The 19,309-nt window shown below is 60.8% G+C and carries 13 protein-coding genes; 8 read left to right on the forward strand and 5 right to left on the reverse strand.

The features are described from left to right. Positions 1-13: 13 nt before the first annotated feature. From INF77_RS12980 to INF77_RS12990, 3 genes are all read right to left on the reverse strand, one after another. On the reverse strand, positions 14-253 hold the full coding sequence (locus INF77_RS12980) for a DUF1883 domain-containing protein (protein WP_013096243.1): 240 nt from the start codon (positions 251-253) through the stop codon (positions 14-16). 194 nt (positions 254-447) lie between these two features. Then, entirely contained in the window at positions 448-2,232 is a 1,785-nt protein-coding gene (locus INF77_RS12985) for a methyl-accepting chemotaxis protein (protein ID WP_193532735.1), read from the reverse strand. A gap of 106 nt (positions 2,233-2,338) precedes the next feature. Continuing rightward, a complete protein-coding gene (locus INF77_RS12990; RefSeq protein WP_028013455.1) occupies positions 2,339-2,692 on the reverse strand; it encodes a DsrE/DsrF/TusD sulfur relay family protein in 354 nt (117 codons plus the stop codon). Between the two features lie 73 nt (positions 2,693-2,765). Between INF77_RS12990 and nasR the strand changes: the two genes are divergently transcribed. From nasR to INF77_RS13025, 7 genes are all read left to right on the forward strand, one after another. Next, positions 2,766-3,950, forward strand: coding sequence for a nitrate regulatory protein NasR (gene nasR, locus INF77_RS12995; protein ID WP_193532734.1), 1,185 nt, complete (start codon positions 2,766-2,768; stop codon positions 3,948-3,950). Positions 3,951-4,177: 227 nt separating this feature from the next. After that, entirely contained in the window at positions 4,178-5,425 is a 1,248-nt protein-coding gene (locus INF77_RS13000) for a CmpA/NrtA family ABC transporter substrate-binding protein (protein WP_062935728.1), read from the forward strand. 2 nt (positions 5,426-5,427) lie between these two features. Then, positions 5,428-6,306 (forward strand): nitrate ABC transporter permease, encoded by an 879-nt coding sequence (ntrB, locus tag INF77_RS13005; protein ID WP_028013452.1) that lies wholly within the window; start codon positions 5,428-5,430, stop codon positions 6,304-6,306. A gap of 9 nt (positions 6,307-6,315) precedes the next feature. After that, entirely contained in the window at positions 6,316-7,104 is a 789-nt protein-coding gene (locus tag INF77_RS13010) for an ABC transporter ATP-binding protein (protein ID WP_153657319.1), read from the forward strand. A gap of 13 nt (positions 7,105-7,117) precedes the next feature. Then, on the forward strand, positions 7,118-11,104 hold the full coding sequence (gene nirB / locus INF77_RS13015) for a nitrite reductase large subunit NirB (protein WP_193532733.1): 3,987 nt from the start codon (positions 7,118-7,120) through the stop codon (positions 11,102-11,104). Continuing rightward, positions 11,101-13,599, forward strand: a complete 2,499-nt coding sequence (locus INF77_RS13020; protein ID WP_193532732.1) for a nitrate reductase — start codon at positions 11,101-11,103, stop codon at positions 13,597-13,599. Before nirB ends, INF77_RS13020 begins: the two co-directional genes overlap by 4 nt. Positions 13,600-13,674: 75 nt before the next feature. Beyond that, positions 13,675-15,081 carry a YchO/YchP family invasin gene (locus INF77_RS13025; protein WP_150144074.1) on the forward strand — a complete coding sequence of 469 codons (1,407 nt, stop codon included), beginning with the start codon at positions 13,675-13,677 and terminating at the stop codon, positions 15,079-15,081. 3 nt (positions 15,082-15,084) lie between these two features. On the opposite strand, the gene narL is transcribed toward INF77_RS13025, so the two are convergent. Both narL and narX read right to left on the reverse strand, forming a co-directional pair. Continuing rightward, positions 15,085-15,735: a two-component system response regulator NarL gene (narL, locus tag INF77_RS13030; RefSeq protein WP_003856701.1), complete on the reverse strand. Its 651-nt coding sequence runs from the start codon at positions 15,733-15,735 to the stop codon at positions 15,085-15,087. Then, complete coding sequence (gene narX, locus INF77_RS13035) at positions 15,728-17,524, reverse strand: nitrate/nitrite two-component system sensor histidine kinase NarX (protein ID WP_193532731.1); 1,797 nt, start codon at positions 17,522-17,524, stop codon at positions 15,728-15,730. The genes narL and narX overlap by 8 nt, the downstream gene beginning before the upstream one ends. Positions 17,525-17,833: 309 nt before the next feature. Between narX and INF77_RS13040 the strand changes: the two genes are divergently transcribed. Then, positions 17,834-19,231: a NarK family nitrate/nitrite MFS transporter gene (locus tag INF77_RS13040; protein WP_047364940.1), complete on the forward strand. Its 1,398-nt coding sequence runs from the start codon at positions 17,834-17,836 to the stop codon at positions 19,229-19,231. Positions 19,232-19,309 lie beyond the last annotated feature (78 nt).

The following is a 19,309-nucleotide window of genomic DNA, read 5'->3' on the forward strand; positions in this document are numbered from 1 at the left end:
CCGGGCGTTTAAATTACGCTGCCACGTAGCTGACCGAATGCTCCAGCGACTGGCTGTGGCTGTCGATCAGCACATCCCACGTGCCGGTATACGGCACGGTAAGCCAGGCCTTGTCATCCTGCACGGTCAGAATATCCGCCTGGGATTGCTTCTGTGCTTTCGCACTCATCAGATGAATACGACAGCGCTCTGAGCAACGCACCACCACCGTATCCCCGCCAAACAGTTTCAAACTTGTTTTCACCAGTGCCATTTTCTACCCCGTCGATTTTGCCCATCCCGAGCGTGATGTTGTTCACAAAATACTCATTGCATAACACCAAAGCGGGGAGCGAGGGATGCTGATTTTGATCAAAAAATGGCATAACGATTAAACAAAAATGACAAAATTCCTGAAACCTTTCAGCGGACGCGCGTTTACCCTGTTTAACGCGTGCCTGAAGAAAATTAAATGCGGAAATGGCCGGCGGTTTCAGCAAGGTCGCCCGCCTGGCTTTGCAATGCGCTGGCGGCCGCGGCGGACTGCACCACCAGCTCGGCATTCTGCTGCACCATTCTGTCGAGATGGGTCACCGCGTGGTTGATCTCGTGAATGCCTTTCATCTGCTCGCTGGTGGCAATCGAGATCTCGCGCATGATGCCGGAGACGCTGCCGATGCTGGAGCGGATCTCATCCATGCTTACCCCGGCCAGATGCACGTAGCGCGAGCCGGTGGCCACGCTGTCGGTGGTGGAGTCGATAAGCGATTTGATCTCTTTCGCCGCCTGGGCGCTGCGGCTGGCGAGGTTCCGCACTTCACCGGCAACCACGGCGAACCCGCGGCCCTGCTCACCGGCACGCGCCGCCTCGACGGAGGCGTTCAGCGCCAGAATGTTGGTCTGGAAGGCGATGCCGTCGATCACGCTGGTGATATCGCCAATCTTAGCGGACGCCACTTCGATGGACTGCATGGTGCTGATGGCCTGCGAAACCACTTCACCGCCGCGCGCTGCGGCGGCAGAGGCCTTGCTGGCCTGGTCGTTGGCTTCTGCTGCCGATTCATTCGACTGGGTGACAGAGGCGGTGATCTCTTCCACGGCGCTGGCGGTTTCGCGAAGGCTGGACGCCGCCTGCTCGGTACGTCCGGAGAGATCCTGGTTACCTGCCGCAATCTCCTGCGCGGCGTTTTTCACCGAGGCGCTGGCGTCGCGGAGCTGAACCATTACCACCGAGAGCTTATCGCTGAAGGCGTTAAACGCCTGCGCAATTTGCGCCACTTCGTCATCGCCGCTGTCCGGCAGGCGCTGGGACAGATCGTTAGTGCCGTTGGCAATGTTGTGCATCGCGTCACGAATGTCGGACAGGCGCTTCAGCAGGCGGGCAATCAGGACGTGAACAATGGCGCCGCTCAGGAGTGCGAGGATCACCAGCGAAATCGCCGACGCTTTCAGCAGGGAACGCATGCCGGAGGTGGCATCGCTGCTGTCGAGGGCGACGACCAGGAGCCAGTTCGTGCCCGGCACGGCTGAGGCGATAAAGGTTTTTTCCTCGTCATTCAGCGTTCCGTCGACCGGATTACCGCTCTTCAGCGCCGCAAGGTCGATGCCTTTGATCGTCTCGTCAAACGGCTTCAGCGTCAGGGCCGGCTCGTTGGCGGCAATCACCGTGCCGTCGCTGTTCAGAAGCAACCCGCTGCTGGCCGGCGTGGGGTGGATCCCGCGCACGTTCGCCACCACGCTATCCATGGCGACATCGCCCGCCACCACCGCTTTCAGAGCGCCATTCTCTTTCACCGGCACGGCAAACGTGACCACCAGCTTCCCGGTCCCGGCATCAACGTAGGGTGCCGTTACCACCGGGCCGTCCGTGCTCACCACCTGTTGATACCAGGGACGAACGGTGGGGTCATAATCCGCCGGGACGCCTGTCGGGTCGGAGAATTTCGCCGTCTTGCTGGCGTAGCCCACGTAAACGTTGGTGAAACCGCCCGCCTGGGCAAGCTGCTTAAACACCGGAACCGGATCGTCAGCCAGCGCGATGCTCTGCGCGGAGGTAATCACCGTCATTTTGCTTTTGACCCAGTCGGCAATCGCCATGTTGTGGCTGGTGCGGGTGCTGGTCAGAATATCGCGCTGGGAGTGCTGGTTATCCTGGCGCGTGACCTGGAAGTTAATTACGGTATTGAGAAGAAGGGCGACGACGAGGCAGCCTGTCGTCGCGGCGATAATGCGTGCGCGAATGGATCTGAACATAAGTGAAATACCTGCTGTGTTGTTTCCATGCCTATCGGCAACCCCGCAGGTAAACTTGATGCTGAAACCGCGTCCATAAGAAAATAATATTTTTACGGGTTTATTATTAAAAAGTTAATACTTTATCCGCGGTCAGCGTCCATTCGGCCAGTTCAACCAGCGTACCGATTTCTACGCCCTCGATCAGCGGCAGCCCGGTAATGCCGCGCCCGTCGGTGCAGGTCTTACAGAGTTTTACCGGCACGTCCTGCGCGGTCAGGATCTCCAGCATCTGCTGAATGTTGTAGCCTTCCGCCGGTTTTTGACCCTTCAGCCCGGCGGTCACGGCATCGGACATTAAAAATATCCGCAATACCAGGTCGCTCTCTTTTTCGCGTAGCGCGATCGCCAGGCGCAGGCTGTTGAAAAGGGATTCGCTGCCGTAGGCCGCACCGTTGGCGACGATCACAATCTTCTGCATGTTGACTCCTGTTCTTATAAAGGCACGAATATTGCTTAATTTCCCCGGAGTTTCGCTGTCCGGGAGAGTAAGCATGACATTAATGGCCGGCATTTCGCCAGGTGCAACCGAATGGCTCCAGCGCGCAAGGCGGATGCGCCGGGAGCAGCTCAGCAGGCTGGCGCAGCTGAACGTGCTGGTACGCGGTATTAGCCAGCTGGTGCATATGCTCCAGTGCGAGCGCGGCGCATCTAACGTCTGGCTCTGCTCACAGGGTAAGCTCTATGCGCCTGAATGCAAAGCCAGCCGGGCGCTGGTGGACGAAAACCTTGCCGCACTGAACGACATTCTTGGAAAACAGTCCGCCTTTCCGGGAAGCGCCGTTTGCGAACGTATCGGCAATGCGCTGCTGACGCTGGAGACGCTTCCCGCACTGCGCGACGGTGTAAATCGGCAAACGCTAACGGCTCCGCAGGCAATGGAGCACTACTCCCGCATGCTGCGCCACCTGCTCAGTATTGTACCGCAGCTTAATGACAGCATTGACGACCCGCAAATCGCGGGCCGTTTCGTCGCGCTATATAGCCTGATGCAGGGGAAAGAGCTGGCGGGACAAGAGCGGGCCCTGGGGGCAATTGGCTTCACGCAGGGCTTTTTCGATGATGTGACCCGCCAGCGGCTGGTTGACCGCATTGACGGGCAGCAGGCCTGCTTTGAGATCTTTCTCTCCCACAGCCAGGCCGACGTGCAGACTTCGTTCTCCCTTAATTGTCAGCCCGATCGTGAGACGGAGCAACTCCGGCGCGTGGCCTGTACCCGCCAGCCTGCTGCAGACAATGGCCATACCGCACTCGTCTGGTTTGCGCTGCAAACGGCGCGGCTGGAGCATTTGCGCGCGCTGGAGGAGACGATCATCGCCGATCTGATGGTCGCGGTGGATGAGCGTATTCAGCGCGACGAGGCATACCCGCTTCCCGGGGATGAACAGGACGATCCGCTGGCGCACTACCCGGATAAACCGCTGCTGACCCTGGTTCGCCAGCAGGCACGAGAGATAGAGCAGCTTTCCCGCCAGCTCGCGTCGCTGCGCGATATGCTTGAGGAGCGCAAAACCATTGATAAAGCCAAAAGCGTGCTGATGACCCACCAGAACATGAGTGAAGAACAGGCCTGGACAACGCTGCGCAAAATGGCGATGGACAAGAACCAGCGCATGGTCGATATCGCCCGCGCGCTGCTTACGGTGAAGAGCGTCTGGCAGGTAACACCAAAGGAGTAGCTGCACAATCAGCGGGCATTTTATGCCTGATTGAGGTGCGTGAACGCGGGCAAAACCCGGTTTTCGGCCCTGAAAGAGGGTCTTTAAACCTGGCACTGGCTTTGCATTATTTAATTAACCATTTTTGACGGTGCGCCAACGGCGGTGCATCCGTCTTCGGGATAAAGGCGTCCAGCGGTGCTTCGGCACGGCGGGCGCTTTTTTTTGGCTTTTTTTCGGGAGCGGTTATGGCGGATTTGTCGAGACGGCGATTTTTGCAGGCCAGCATGCTGGCGAGTGGTGCAGCGCTGTTACCGGGTGTTATGCAGGCTGCCTGGGCGGCTGGCTCAGATAAACCGGAACAGGAGACGGTGCGCGTTGGGTTTATTCCGCTGACCGACTGCGCGCCGGTGGTTATCGCAGCGTTAAAAGGCTTTGATAAAAAATACGGTATCACCATCGTTCCCACCAAAGAGGCGAGCTGGGCGGCGGTGCGCGACAAGCTGGTGGCGGGAGAACTGGACGCCGCACACATTCTTTACGGTCTGCTGTACGGGCTGGAGCTGGGCATCGCCGGCAAGCCGCAGCAGATGGCGAACCTGATGACGCTCAATCAGAACGGCCAGGCCATCACGCTTTCAAGCGATCTGGCGGAGAAGGGCGTTCGCGATCTCGACGGGCTGAAAACGCTGATCGGGCAGCAGGCGCCGGGAACCTACACCTTCGCGCACACCTTCCCGACCGGGACGCATGCCATGTGGCTTTACTACTGGCTGGCCAGCGCGGGCATTAACCCCTTTGACGACGTGCGCACGGTGGTGGTGCCGCCGCCGCAGATGGTGATGAACATGCGCATCGGCAACATGGTGGGCTTCTGCGTCGGCGAGCCGTGGAACGCGCGGGCGATTAACGACCGTATCGGCTTTACCGCCGCCACGTCGCAGTCCATCTGGGCCGATCATCCGGAAAAGATCCTCGGCACGCGTCGCGACTGGGTGGAGAAAAACCCGCACACCGCCCGGGCGCTGGTGAGCGCGGTGCTGGAGGCCGCGCGCTGGATCGAGGCGTCCCCGGAAAACAAACGCGAAACCGCGCAGATCCTCTCTCGCCGGGCGTGGCTCAACTGCAAAGAACAGTATCTCACCGGGCGCATGCTCGGCGAGTACGACAACGGCCTGGGCCAGCGCTGGCAGGACGCGCACCCGATCCGCTTCTTCAACGAGGGGGCTGTGAGCTACCCGTATCTCTCCGACGGCATGTGGTTCTTAACCCAGTTCCGCCGCTGGGGCTTGCTCAAAGCCGCGCCGGACTACGCGGGCATCGCGCAGCGCATCAACCAGACCGCGGTCTGGCAGGATGCCGCCACCGCCGTCGGCGGCGTGTCCACGCCGTCATCACCGTTCCGCAGCAGCACGCTGATGGACGGCACCGTCTGGAACGGCACCGATCCGGAAGGGTACGCCAGCCGTTTCGCCATTCACCGTAAAGGGGCCTGATTATGCCGCATCTGCAAAACACGAAACCACAAGAGACGCCAGAGAGCGGGGAAGTGATTGTCCTGCCTCCGGTACAGGTTCGCCGCCGCCCGCCCGCGTTAGCGCGCCGGATGAACGACTTTTTCCAGCGCGTTATTCCGGCGCTGCTTGGCCTCGGGCTGCTGGTGGTGCTCTGGCAACTGGCGGCGATAAACAGCAAAGGCTTCCCGACGCCGCTCAGCACGCTTGATTCCGCCATTACCCTGTTTGCCGACCCGTTTTATCGCGACGGGCCTAACGATATGGGCATTGGCTGGAACGTGCTTGCTTCACTGCAGCGCGTCGCCATCGGCTTTGGCCTGGCTGCGCTGGCGGGTATTCCGCTGGGCTTTTTGATTGGCCGCTTCACCTTTTTCTCGCGCATGTTCAATCCGCTGATTGCGCTTCTGCGCCCGGTCAGCCCGCTGGCCTGGCTGCCCATCGGCCTGCTGCTGTTCCAGAAAGCGGAGCCCGCGTCGAGCTGGACCATTTTCATCTGCTCTATCTGGCCGATGGTGATCAACACCGCCGAAGGCGTGCGCCGCATTCCGCAGGACTACCTCAACGTCGCCCGCGTATTGCAGCTTTCCGAGTGGACGATCATGCGCCGCATACTCTTCCCGGCTGTGCTACCCGCTGTACTGACCGGGGTGCGCCTCTCCATCGGCATCGCCTGGCTGGTGATTGTCGCCGCCGAGATGCTCACCGGGGGGCTGGGTATCGGCTTCTGGATCTGGAACGAGTGGAACAACCTCAACGTCGAAAACATTCTGATCGCCATCGTCATCATCGGCGTGGTCGGGTTGCTGCTGGAGCAGGGGCTGATGCTGATCGCCCGTCGCTTTAGCTGGCAGGAAAAATAAGGAGCGAACATGAAACCATTAATTCAGATCCAGGCCGTGAGCCAGCGTTTTTCCACCGCCAGCGGCGAGTTTCTGGCGCTGCAGAACGTCTCTTTTGATATCCACGAGGGCGAAACCGTGAGTCTTATCGGCCACTCCGGCTGCGGCAAGTCGACGCTGCTTAACCTCATCGCCGGGATCGCGCTGCCGACGGAAGGCGGGCTGATTTGCGACAACCGCGAAATCGCCGGGCCGGGGCCCGAGCGCGCGGTGGTGTTCCAGAACCATTCGCTGCTGCCGTGGCTGACCTGCTTCGACAACGTGGCGCTGGCGGTGGATCAGGTGTTCCGTCACACCATGAGCAAGGCCGAGCGCAAAGAGTGGATCGAGCACAACCTCGACCGCGTGCAGATGGGCCACGCGCTGCACAAGCGTCCGGGGGAGATCTCCGGCGGCATGAAGCAGCGCGTCGGGATTGCCCGCGCGCTGGCGATGAAGCCGAAAGTATTGCTGATGGATGAGCCGTTCGGCGCGCTGGATGCGCTGACGCGCGCCCATCTGCAGGACTCGGTGATGCAGATCCAGCAGGCGCTGAACACCACCATCGTGCTCATTACCCACGACGTGGACGAGGCGGTGCTGCTCTCCGATCGCGTGCTGATGATGACCAACGGCCCGGCGGCCACCGTCGGGGAGATCCTCCGCGTTGACCTGCCGCGCCCGCGCAACCGGGTGCAGCTGGCGGACGACAGCCGCTATCACCACATGCGCCAGCAGATCCTCCATTTCCTCTACGAAAAACAGCCGAAAGCGGCGTAACGAGGGGGCGCTGATGCGACTGGTCATTATCGGGAATGGCATGGCGGCAACCCGGCTGATTGCTTCGCTCACCGGGCGAGCTTCCGGTCGGTTCGCTATCACCGTCATCGGTGACGAGCCGGAGCATGCCTATAACCGCATCCAGCTTTCGCCGGTGCTGGGGGGGGAAAAAACGGCTGCGGGCATCTGCCTTCAGGATGACCACTGGTACCAGGAGCGCGGCGTGACGGTGCTGAGGGGCGAAAAGGCACTCGCCGTGAACGTGGACACGCGGGAAGTGCAAACCACCGCCCGCACGCTGGGCTGGGATGCGCTGGTATTTGCCACCGGGTCAACGCCGTTTGTGCCGCCGATTCCTGGGGGCGATGCGCCGCACGTCTTCACGTTCCGTACCCTGGAGGATACCCGCGCCATTCAGGCGATCGCCGGTCCGGCGGTGGTGCTGGGGGGCGGCGTGCTCGGCGTAGAGACGGCGGCAGCGCTGGCTCGTTCAGGTGACAACGTCACGCTCGTTCATCGCGGCCCGTGGCTGATGGAGCAGCAGCTGGACCAGCAGGCGGGCGTACTGCTTGAAGAGGCGCTGGCGGCGCGGGGCGTGCGCTCTGAACTCGCCTCCGGCATCGCGGCGATTAACGGGAATAGCGTGACGCTGCTCAACGGACGCCGCGTCGCCGCCGCTCGCGTGGTGCTGGCGACCGGCGTGCAGCCCAACGTCGCGCTGGCGCAGGCCAGCGGTGTTCGCTGCGCGCGCGGCATCGTGGTGGATAGCCAGATGCGGACCTCCGCACCGGACGTCTACGCCATTGGCGAGTGCTGCGAAATTGACGGCCAGACCTTTGGCCTGGTCGCGCCCTGTATGACGCAGGCGGATATTCTCGCCGCGCGGCTGGCGGGTGACACAGCCGCGCCGTTTGCCCTCACCGACAACGGCGTGCGCCTCAAGGTTACGGGCGTGGAGCTGTTCAGCCTCGGGCGCGCGACGGTGCAGGAGGACGACGTGGTCTGGAGTTCCTGGGATCCGCTAACCCGTCACTATCGTCGGTTACTGATCCATCAGGGAGCGCTGGCTGGCGTGCTGCTGATGGGCGACTGCCGCAGCGCGGCAACATTTACCGATTTACTGGCAACGGCTGCGCCCGCACGCGCGGACTGGCTGTTCGATCGTTTCACTACGCAACCGCAGGTTGCAGGACAGAACGCTATGACAAAACCTACTCTGGTGGTGGTTGGGCACGGTATGGTCGGCCATCATTTTCTCGAAGACTGCGTTAACCGCAATCTGCATCAGCAGTATCAGATCGTTGTCTTTGGTGAGGAGCGCTATGCCGCCTATGACCGCGTGCATCTGTCGGAATACTTTGGCGGCCGAAGCGCGGCGTCGCTCTCGCTGGTGGAGGAGGAGTTCTTTGCCGATAACGGCATTGAGCTGCGCCTCTCGCAGCAGATCGTCGCTATCGATCGCGACGCGCGCGTGGTGCGTACCGCCAGCGGGCATGAGACCCACTGGGACAAGCTGGTGCTGGCGACCGGCTCATACCCGTTCGTACCGCCGGTACCGGGCAACGATCTGCCGGGCTGCTTTGTCTACCGCACCCTTGACGACCTGGACAACATAGCGGCCCACGCGGCGGGCTCGCGTCGTGGCGTGGTGATTGGCGGCGGCCTGCTCGGGCTGGAGGCGGCGAATGCCCTCAAGCAACTCGGGCTGGAAACGCACGTGGTGGAGTTTGCGCCCAATCTGATGGCGGTGCAGCTTGATAATGACGGCGCGGCGATGCTGCGCAGGAAAATCGAGGCGCTGGGCGTTGGCGTTCACACCAGTAAGGCCACCACGGAAATTGCTGCGACGGACGACGGGCTGGTGCTGCGCTTCGCCGACGGTGAACAGCTGGAAACGGACATGGTGGTCTTCTCTGCCGGTATTCGTCCTCAGGACGCGCTGGCGCGCAGCAGCGGGCTGGCTATTGGCGAGCGCGGCGGGATCTGCATTGACGACGGCTGCCGGACCTCCGATTCGAACGTGTTTGCCATCGGTGAATGCGCCCTGTGGGAGGGGAAAATCTTTGGCCTGGTGGCGCCGGGCTACCAGATGGCGCGCGTCGCCGCCGCCGCGCTCGCGGGCGAAGATAAAACCTTCACCGGGGCAGATATGAGCACTAAGCTCAAGCTGCTCGGCGTGGACGTGGCGTCGTTTGGCGATGCTCACGGGCGCACGCCGGGGGCGCTAAGCTACCAGTGGACGCACGGCCCGCAGCAAATCTACAAGAAAATCGTGGTCAGCCACGACGGAAAAACGCTGCTCGGCGGCGTGCTGGTGGGCGATGCCAGCGAATACGCCACGCTGGTGCAGATGATGCTTAACGGCATCAGCCTGCCGAAAGAGCCGGAAACGCTGATACTACCCACGTTGTCAGGCAGCGCGCCAAAAGCGCTGGGCGTGGCGGCGCTGCCGGAAAGCGCGCAGATCTGTTCGTGTCATAACGTCAGCAAAGGCGATATCTGCCGGGCGGTGAGCGCGGGCGCAGCGGATATCGGCGCCGTTAAGCAGTGCACCAAAGCGGCGACCGGCTGCGGGGGCTGCAGCGCGCTGGTGAAGCAGGTGATGGAGTTCCAGCTTGCCGAGCAGGGCGTGGAGGTGAAAAAGGACATCTGCGAACACTTCCCGTACTCGCGCCAGGAAATTTATCACCTGGTGCGCGTCAACCATATCCGCACCTTTGAGCAGCTCATCAGCCGCTACGGTCAGGGGCACGGGTGCGAGATCTGTAAGCCGCTGGTGGGGTCAGTGCTGGCCTCCTGCTGGAATGAGTATCTGCTCAAACCGGCGCACCTGCCGTTGCAGGATACCAACGACCGCTACTTCGCCAATATCCAGAAGGACGGGACGTATTCCATCGTGCCGCGCATGCCCGCAGGAGAAGTGACCGCCGACGGGCTGATCGCCATCGGCCAGATTGCGAAACGCTACGGCCTGTACAGCAAAATCACCGGCGGGCAGCGTATCGACCTGTTTGGCGCCACCCTGGAACAGCTGCCGGAAATCTGGCAGGCGCTGGTGGAGGCCGGGTTTGAAACCGGGCACGCTTACGGGAAATCCCTGCGCACGGTGAAATCCTGCGTCGGGTCGACCTGGTGCCGCTACGGCGTGCAGGACTCCACTGGTCTCGCGGTCAGGCTGGAGCACCGCTACAAGGGCCTGCGCGCCCCGCACAAAATCAAAATGGCCGTTTCCGGCTGCACCCGCGAGTGCGCGGAGGCGCAGAGCAAGGACGTGGGGGTGATTGCCACGGACAAAGGCTGGAACCTCTATCTGTGCGGCAACGGCGGGATGAAGCCTCGCCATGCGGATCTCTTCGCCAGCGATCTGGATGACGAAACGCTAATCCGCACCGTAGACCGTTTCCTGATGTTCTACATCCGCACGGCGGATCGCCTGCAGCGCACCAGCACCTGGATGGACAACCTGGAGGGCGGCCTCGACTATCTGCGTGAGGTGATCCTCAACGACAGCCTGGGCATCGCCCACGAGCTGGAGCAGGAGATGGCCCGGGTAGTCGAGACGTACCAGTGCGAATGGCAAACCACGCTCAGCGATCCTGACCGCCTGGCGCTGTTCCGCACCGCGGTGAACGTCGCGCCGTCGGACGAAAGCAAGCGCTGGCAGGAAATCTGCGGCATTGACGATATCCCGGAGCAGGCGGGCATTGGCGCGCGTCTTGGCCGTAAACCGATCGCGCTGTTCCGCTTTGGTCAAACTGTTTATGCCCTGGACGACCTGGAGCCGGGCAGCCGCGCGAACGTGCTGTCACGCGGCATCCTCGGCGATGCGGCGGGCGAACCGGTGGTTATTTCTCCGCTCTACAAGCAGCGCATTCGCCTGCGCGACGGCTGTCAAGTGGAGAACGGCGAACCCGCAGTGCGCGCCTGGCCGGTCAAAATTGAAAATGGCAAGGTGTGGGTCGGCAACGAAGAGCTGGTGATGCGCGCGGAGGCCTCATGACGGAAACCAGGACAACGTGCCCCTACTGCGGGGTCGGCTGCGGCGTGATCGCCAGCGTGGAGGATGGAGCGGTCAGCGTTCGGGGGGACGACACCCACCCTGCAAACTTTGGCCGCCTGTGCGTGAAAGGATCGGCCCTGGGGGAGACAACGGGCTTGCAGGGGCGATTGCTGTACCCCGTTGTCGATGGACTTGAGGTGGACTGGTCCCAGGCGCTGAACGCGGCGGGCGAGCGGTTGCGGGAGATCATCGACACATGGGGGCCACGGGCGGTGGCGTTTTACGCCTCCGGCCAGCTGTTAACCGAGGACTACTATGCCGCCAACAAGCTGATGAAAGGGTTTATCGGCGCGGCGAACATCGATACCAACTCCCGGCTCTGCATGTCCTCGGCGGTGGTGGGCTACAGGCGCGCCTTTGGCGAAGACGTGGTGCCGTGCAGCTACGAGGATGTGGAAAACAGCGATCTGGTGGTGCTGGCTGGCTCGAACGCGGCCTGGACGCATCCGGTGCTCTATCAGCGTCTGGTGCAGGCAAAGCACAACAATCCGCAGATGAAGGTGGTGGTGATTGACCCGCGTAAAACCGCTACCTGCGATATTGCCGACCTGCATCTGGCGCTTAAACCCGGCAGCGACGCCGGGCTGTTTGTGGGATTGCTCAATCTGATCCAGGGCACTGATGATTGGCCGATTGCCCGCGTGGCGGCGTTTTGCGACCTTCCGGCAGAGGATATTGGTACCTTTTACGACTGGTTTGTTACCGCGCTTCGCGCGATAACGCTCTACACCATGGGGATCAACCAGTCCTCCAGCGGCAGCGACAAGTGCAGCGCCATCATTAACGTTCACCTTGCCAGCGGGAAGTTCAACCGTCCGGGCTGCGGCCCGTTTTCGCTGACCGGACAGCCAAACGCCATGGGCGGCCGGGAAGTAGGTGGGCTGGCGAACCAGCTGGCGGCGCATATGAGTTTCGAGCTGGACGATCTTTCACGGGTGGCGCGTTTCTGGGGAACGGAGCGGCTGGCGCAGACGCCGGGGCTGATGGCGGTGGAGCTGTTTGACGCCATCGCCCGCGGCGAGGTGAAGGCGGTGTGGATCATGGGCACCAATCCTGCCGTATCGCTGCCGGACAGCCACGCGGTGTGTCAGGCGCTGGCGGCCTGTCCGCTGGTGATTGTCTCTGAGGTGATGAAAGATACCGACACCAGCCGGTTCGCCCATATCCGTTTTCCGGCGCTGGGCTGGGGGGAGAAGGACGGCACGGTGACCAATTCCGAGCGGCGCATTTCGCGCCAGCGTGCGTTTCTGCCCGCGCCGGGTGAGGCGAAGCCGGACTGGTGGATCGTGGCTCAGATTGCAAAACGGCTGGGCTACGGCGAGGCCTTTGCCTGGCAACATCCGCAGGAGATTTTTTGCGAACATGCGGCGCTGACGGCGTTTGAAAATGACGGCGCGCGGGCGTTGAACCTTCAGGAACTGGCGGGGTTAACCCGTGAAGCGTGGGAGACGCTTGAGCCGTACCAGTGGCCGACGGGGAATTTACCGCGCCGAAATGTAGTGCCTGTCGATCCGCTGCCGCACGGCGCGACGGCTACCGCGCTATACCCGGCGATCCTCAACACTGGCCGTATCCGCGACCAGTGGCACACCATGACCCGTACGGGATACGTGCCCCGGCTGATGCAGCATATCGCGGAGCCGTTTGTTGAGGTCTGCGCCGCAGACGCCATTCGGTTTTCACTGTGCGACGGCCAGCTGGCGCGGATCGGCTCGCCGCGCGGCGTGATGGTGGCCAGAGTACGAATCAACGACGGAATACGGGAAGGCGAAGCGTTTGCTCCTATGCACTGGAACGCTGAGTTTGCCCGCCAGGGAAAGGTTAACGCGCTGGTGGAAGGGCGCGTCGATCCGGCTTCCGGGCAGCCGGAGAGTAAGCAAACCGCCGTCAGAATCATGCCCTGGCAGCCCGCCTGGCAGGGGGAGCTCTATGCCCGGGAATGGCCGGAAATCCCCTCTTCGGTTCACTGGTGGCGTAAAGCCTCGCGAATGACGATAGCGGGTGATAAGCCGCTGCTGTCGTGGGTCATGGACTATGCCAGCGGCCGGGGCTGGCAGCTGCAGGTTGCGCAAACCGGGGAACGCAGCAGCGTACTGGCCTGGCATAACGGCCATCTGATGCTGGGTTTTTGGGAAGGCACCGCCTTGCCCGATCTGGCGCATCCGGTGATAGAAGCCGCTTTTCAGTCACCACCCTCGACGCCCGCTGAGCGCCATGCGCTGCTGAACGGGCAGGGCGTGGGGAAGGTTACAGATCCGGGGCGCATCATCTGCAGCTGTTTCAGCGTTGGAGAAAACGCGATACGGGAGGCGATTGCCGGAGGCTGCGGTTCCGTTATCGCGCTGGGGGCGACGCTACGGTGCGGCACGAACTGCGGTTCGTGCGTGCCTGAGCTCAAAACAATGTTTCAGGAAATTCCGGAAAATTCCCCGTAAAGCTGCAAAGAGGGAGAAATCACGTTAAGGTACCTGGTGTTCTTACGTAAGCACCGGGTAATTCTTACGACATTGATGACTGTTTCTCCCCCTTTCCGAACGCTGGTTTTACTCTCCCTCGTTACAGCCGGAGCCGTTCACGGTGCGCCGAATTCCTTTATCCAGCAGGCACAAAATCCCTTTGATAATAACGGGGATAATCTCCCCGATCTCGGTATGGCAGCCCCGACCGGGGAGGGGGAAAAGCATCTCGCCGAAATGGCGAAAGCCTTTGGTGAAGCCAGTATGACCGACAACGGCCTGACTACGGGCGAGCAGGCGCGGCAGTTTGCCTTTGGTCAGGTGCGTGACGCGGTGAGCGGCGAGGTGAACCAGCAGATTGAATCCTGGCTGTCACCCTGGGGGAATGCCAGCGTCAATTTGCTGGTGGATAACGACGGGAAATTCAACGGCAGCAGCGGGAGCTGGTTTATCCCCTGGAACGATAACAACCGTTACCTGAGCTGGAGCCAGCTCGGCCTGACGCAGCAAACGGATGGCCTGGTCAGTAACGCCGGAATCGGCCAGCGCTGGGTGGCCGGAAAATGGCTGCTGGGCTACAACACCTTTTACGATAACCTGCTGGATGAGAACCTGCAGCGTGCCGGGCTGGGCGCGGAGCTATGGGGAGAAAATCTGCGCCTGTCGGCTAACTATTATCAGCCTTTTGCCGGCTGGCGCGACAGCTCTGACGTCCAGGAGCAGCGCATGGCGCGGGGATATGACGTGACCGCCAAAGCCTGGCTGCCGTGGTTTCATCACCTGAACACCAGCGTCAGCTTTGAGCAATATTTTGGCGACAACGTTGACCTCTTCAACAGCGGAACCGGGTATCACAACCCGGTGGCGGTCAATCTCGGGCTTAACTATACCCCCGTGCCGCTGGTGACGCTGACCGCCGGGCATAAGCAGGGCGAAAGCGGAGAGAGCCAGAATAACCTCGGGCTGAAGCTCAACTATCGCTTCGGCGTGCCGCTGGTTAAGCAGCTCTCCGCCGGAGAGGTCGCGGCCACGCGATCCCTGCGCGGAAGCCGCTATGATTCACCGGAGCGTAACAGCCTGCCGGTGATGGAGTTCCGCCAGCGAAAAACGCTCTCCGTCTGGCTGGCAACCCCGCCGTGGGATCTCAAAGGGGGCGAAACCGTCATGCTGAAGCTGCAGGTTCGCAGCACTCACGGTATTCGTCAGATCCACTGGCAGGGTGATACCCAGGCATTGAGCCTGACGTCCCCGGGGAAAAGTGACAGCACCGACGGCTGGAGCGTGATCATGCCTGCCTGGAATGACGCTGAAGGGGCGACAAACCGCTGGCATCTCTCGGCGGTGGTGGAAGATGCGAAGGGCCAGCGCGTCTCATCCAATGAGATCACGCTCGCTGTGGTGCAGCCGCTGGTCGCATTACCTGACGACGACCCGCGCTGGAAGCTGCTGCCGGATGAGTAATGCTTAAAAAATACGTTCCTGATGGACCCACACCGCGGCTTCAACGCGGGATTTTAGCTTCATTTTCTTGAGCATATGCTTCACGTGCACTTTAACCGTGCTTTCGGTGATATCCAGGCGGCGGGCGATCATTTTGTTCGGCAGGCCCTGGGCAATCAGCTTCAGAATATCGCGCTCGCGCGGGGTTAACTGGCTGACGTCGCGGTCAGAGGTGGCGCGGTTCGCCCGCAGGCTGGCGGCCAGCACCGGCGTCAGGGCCTCGCTCAGCACCATCTCGCCTGCGGCGGCCTGCTGCAGCGCCTTGAGCAGGTCTTCCGGCTCCATATCCTTCAGCAGATAGCCATCCGCGCCGCGCTTCAGCGCCGTGACCACATCCTCTTCGTGGTTGGAGACGCTAAAGACCACCACGCGACCGGAAAGGGATTTCTCGCGCAACTTGTCGAGGGTTTCCAGACCGTTCATGCCAGGCATGTTGAGATCGAGCAGGATCAGATCCGGATCGAGGGATTCGGCCAGCTCAATACCCTGTTCACCGTTGCTGGCTTCGCCAACCACGGTAATGTCGGGTGCCATGCTGACCAGCTGTTTTACGCCAGTACGCAGCATCGGATGGTCGTCGATCAACAGGATGGATGCCGGTTCCTGATTAGTCATGGGTTTCTCCTTGAGCAGTTGTAAGCGGTTTTTCGGGAATAAAGGTGACCACAACTTCCGTGCCACCCGTCTCTCTCCGTCGAACCTGGCAATCACCGCGCAGGCTTTGGGCGCGGTCTCGCATAATGATTAAACCATAGTGGTTAGTGCGTTCGGCATTTTCCGGCACGCCGCGACCGTTGTCGTGAACCGTCAGCCTGACCTGGTTAGCGTGCTGGCTGACGGTAACCGTAACCGCCGTCGCTTCAGCGTGTTTGAGCACGTTGCTCAGCGCTTCGCGGGCGATCTGCAGCAGATGAATCGCCTGATGGGAAGGGACAAACCGCGGTGGCAGCTGGTAATCCAGCTTCACCGGGAAGCCAAGCCGGGCACTAAATTCCTGGCAGCTGGATTCCAGCGCCGGGCGCAGCCCCGGCTCGGTCAGCTGCAGGCGGAAGGTGGTCAGCAGCTCGCGCAGCTGTACCCAGGAGGTGTTCAGCTCGTTGCGGATCTGGCTCAGCAGCTGTTTGTTGCTTTCCGGCATTTCCGCGTCCTGCATCTGCAGGCAGCTCACCTGCATTTTCATACAGGAGAGCGACTGGGCGATAGAGTCGTGGAGCTCGCGGGCGATGGTCGCGCGCTCTTCCATGACGATCAGCTGCTGCTGTTTTTCCTGGTGCCTGTCGAGCGCCAGCGTGGCCGTTAGCTGTTCAACCAGGGTGTCCACCAGCTGCTGCTGGTCGTGGCTCAGATGGCGTCCGGCTGGCAGGGTGGCCAGCAGAATACCGTACTGGGTGTGGCTGTCCGTCAGCCGCCACTTCAGGGTAGTGCCGCCAGAAGCCTGCAGCGGCAGGCCGCGCGGGCACAGGTGGCAGCCTTTATCATCGCAGGACATGTCAGACTGACAGGTAAACTCCTGATGGTTATCTTCATCTTCTACATCGTAAACCCGCAGCTCCAGGTCATGCAGCAGGGTCAGATTTTGCAGGCCGTTCAGGACCGGCGAAAGGCGTTCACATAGCGGCACCTGCATGTGCAGACGGCGGTTGGCCTGCCAGAGGAAGGAGAGGATCTCATTTTTCTGCTCCAGCCCGGCGGTTTTTTCCTGCACGCGCTGCTCCAGCACCGCGTAGCTTTCGGAGAGCTCCGACGACATGGTGTTCAGCGCCTGGCCGAGCATGGCCATCTCGTTGCGGCCGCTGATGTGCGTGCGCTGGGTAAAATCTCTGTTCGTTACGGCGCGCGCCATCGCCAGCAGCTGTTTCCAGGGATTCAGCAGCCGCGCCCGGAGCCAGATAATGGTGAAGATCAGTAGCAGGCCCATAAACAGCGCCATGGCACGGTGTACTATTACCACCCGGTCGATGCGTAATTCGGTGGTTTGGTCGAAAGAGGAGACCAGCGCGTCAATGCGGGAGACGAAACCCGCTACGTCCTGCGCAACGGTTTCGGTGCTGCGCGCCTGTTTCAGACCGGGTTCCAGCTGGGTGTGCCAGTAGCCCTGCAGGGCTTTAAGCTGGGACTGCTGGCCGGCGCGGATGGCAGCGTTTTCCAGTTCGGGGCTGAAGGCCGTGCGCTCCATTTCATCGATTAAGGGCCGATCGTCCTGCGTCAGGGGGACCGACGCCAGCAGACGATAACTCTGCATGCGTAGAGAACCTGCCTCGTTGATGGCATGTGCATTACCCTGTACCCCTTGTACCAGCCAGCCGGAAATCGCCATGCCGGCCACGCCAAGGGCGGTAGACAGCAAAACAATCAGGGCTAGCTGATTGACGAGAGTCAGCGGTGATAAACATCTTTTTAACATAGAGTTGCCGGGCTCCTGACGTGGCCTGCTTGCAGGAATGGCGCTATTCTGGTGCATACCCTGGAGTATACCCATACCAATAAAGGATTACCCCTAAATTGCCAACGGAGTATAGGTGAAGAAGCGGTGGTAGCAAGGAACCTTCAGTGCAGTGAAAAACCACGTCTTTTTTACCGATTTATCCTACTCACTAAGGATAACCCCTTTTTTTGCGCCGCAAATCCCCGCACTTTTCCTTTGATTTATATCAACTTACCGCCGCCCTAAAACCCTAATGTTTGCAGCATCATTCGAGAATCAGAGGTGTCTATGAGTCACTCATCCGCTCCCGAAAGGGAAAATGGTGCCGTTATTACAGACTGGCGTCCAGAGGATCCGGCGTTCTGGCAACAGCGCGGCCATCGTGTAGCAAGCCGGAATCTGTGGATTTCCGTTCCGTGTCTGCTTTTAGCGTTTTGCGTATGGATGTTGTTTAGCGCGGTCGCGGTAAACCTGCCGAAAGTAGGGTTTACGTTCACGACCGATCAGCTGTTTATGCTTACCGCATTGCCGTCGCTGTCTGGCGCGCTGCTGCGTGTCCCTTACGCGTTTATGGTCCCGGTATTCGGTGGCCGTCGCTGGACGGCGTTCAGTACGGGCATCATGATCGTCCCTTGCGTGTGGCTAGGCTTCGCGGTGCAGGATACCTCCACGCCGTTCAGCGTGTTCGTGATTATCTCCCTGCTGTGCGGTTTCGCCGGCGCTAACTTCGCCTCCAGCATGGCGAACATCAGCTTCTTCTTCCCGAAAGCGAAGCAGGGCGGCGCGCTGGGTATTAACGGCGGTCTGGGCAACATGGGCGTAAGCGTGATGCAGTTGATTGCGCCGCTGGCGATCTCTGTTTCTATTTTTGCCGCCTTCGGTGGCGGCGGCGTTGAGCAGGCGGATGGTTCTTCCCTCTACCTGCAGAACGCGGCCTGGATTTGGGTCCCGTTCCTGGTGGTGTTCACCCTGGCTGCGTGGTTCTTTATGAACGATCTGAGCGCGTCGAAAGCATCCCTGAGCGAGCAGCTTCCGGTGCTGAAACGTGGACACCTCTGGGTGATGGCGCTGCTGTATCTGGCTACCTTCGGTTCGTTTATCGGCTTCTCAGCGGGCTTTGCCATGCTGTCGAAAACCCAGTTCCCGGACGTGCAGATCCTGCAATTCGCCTTCTTCGGTCCGTTCATTGGCGCACTGGCGCGTTCGCTGGGCGGCATGATCTCCGACCGTCTGGGCGGGACTCGCGTTACGCTGGTGAACTTTATTGTGATGGCAGTCTTCTGCGCGCTGCTGTTCCTTACGCTGCCTTCTGACGGGCAGGGCGGTAACTTCTTTGCCTTCTTCGGCGTGTTTATGGTGCTGTTCCTGACGGCCGGGTTGGGGAGTGCTTCCACCTTCCAGATGATCTCCGTGATCTTCCGCAAGCTGACGATGGATCGCGTGAAAGCGCAGGGCGGAAGCGAAGAGCAGGCCATGCGTGAAGCAGCGACGGATACGGCTGCGGCCCTGGGCTTTATCTCGGCTATTGGCGCAATTGGCGGCTTCTTTATTCCGAAAGCGTTCGGCATCTCGCTTGACCTGACCGGCTCTCCGGCTGGCGCCATGAAAGTCTTCCTCGTCTTCTATATCGCCTGCGTCGTGATTACGTGGCTGGTATATGGCCGTAATACCAAGAAAAATAAGTAAGTGTGATTATCCGTTAACGCGGCCTTCGTGCCGCGTTTTTTTTCGACTGAATAATAGTTACAACATACTGAAAGCTTT

It is taken from the genome of Enterobacter cloacae complex sp. P1B (assembly GCF_014982345.1).
Lineage (GTDB): Bacteria > Pseudomonadota > Gammaproteobacteria > Enterobacterales > Enterobacteriaceae > Enterobacter > Enterobacter bugandensis.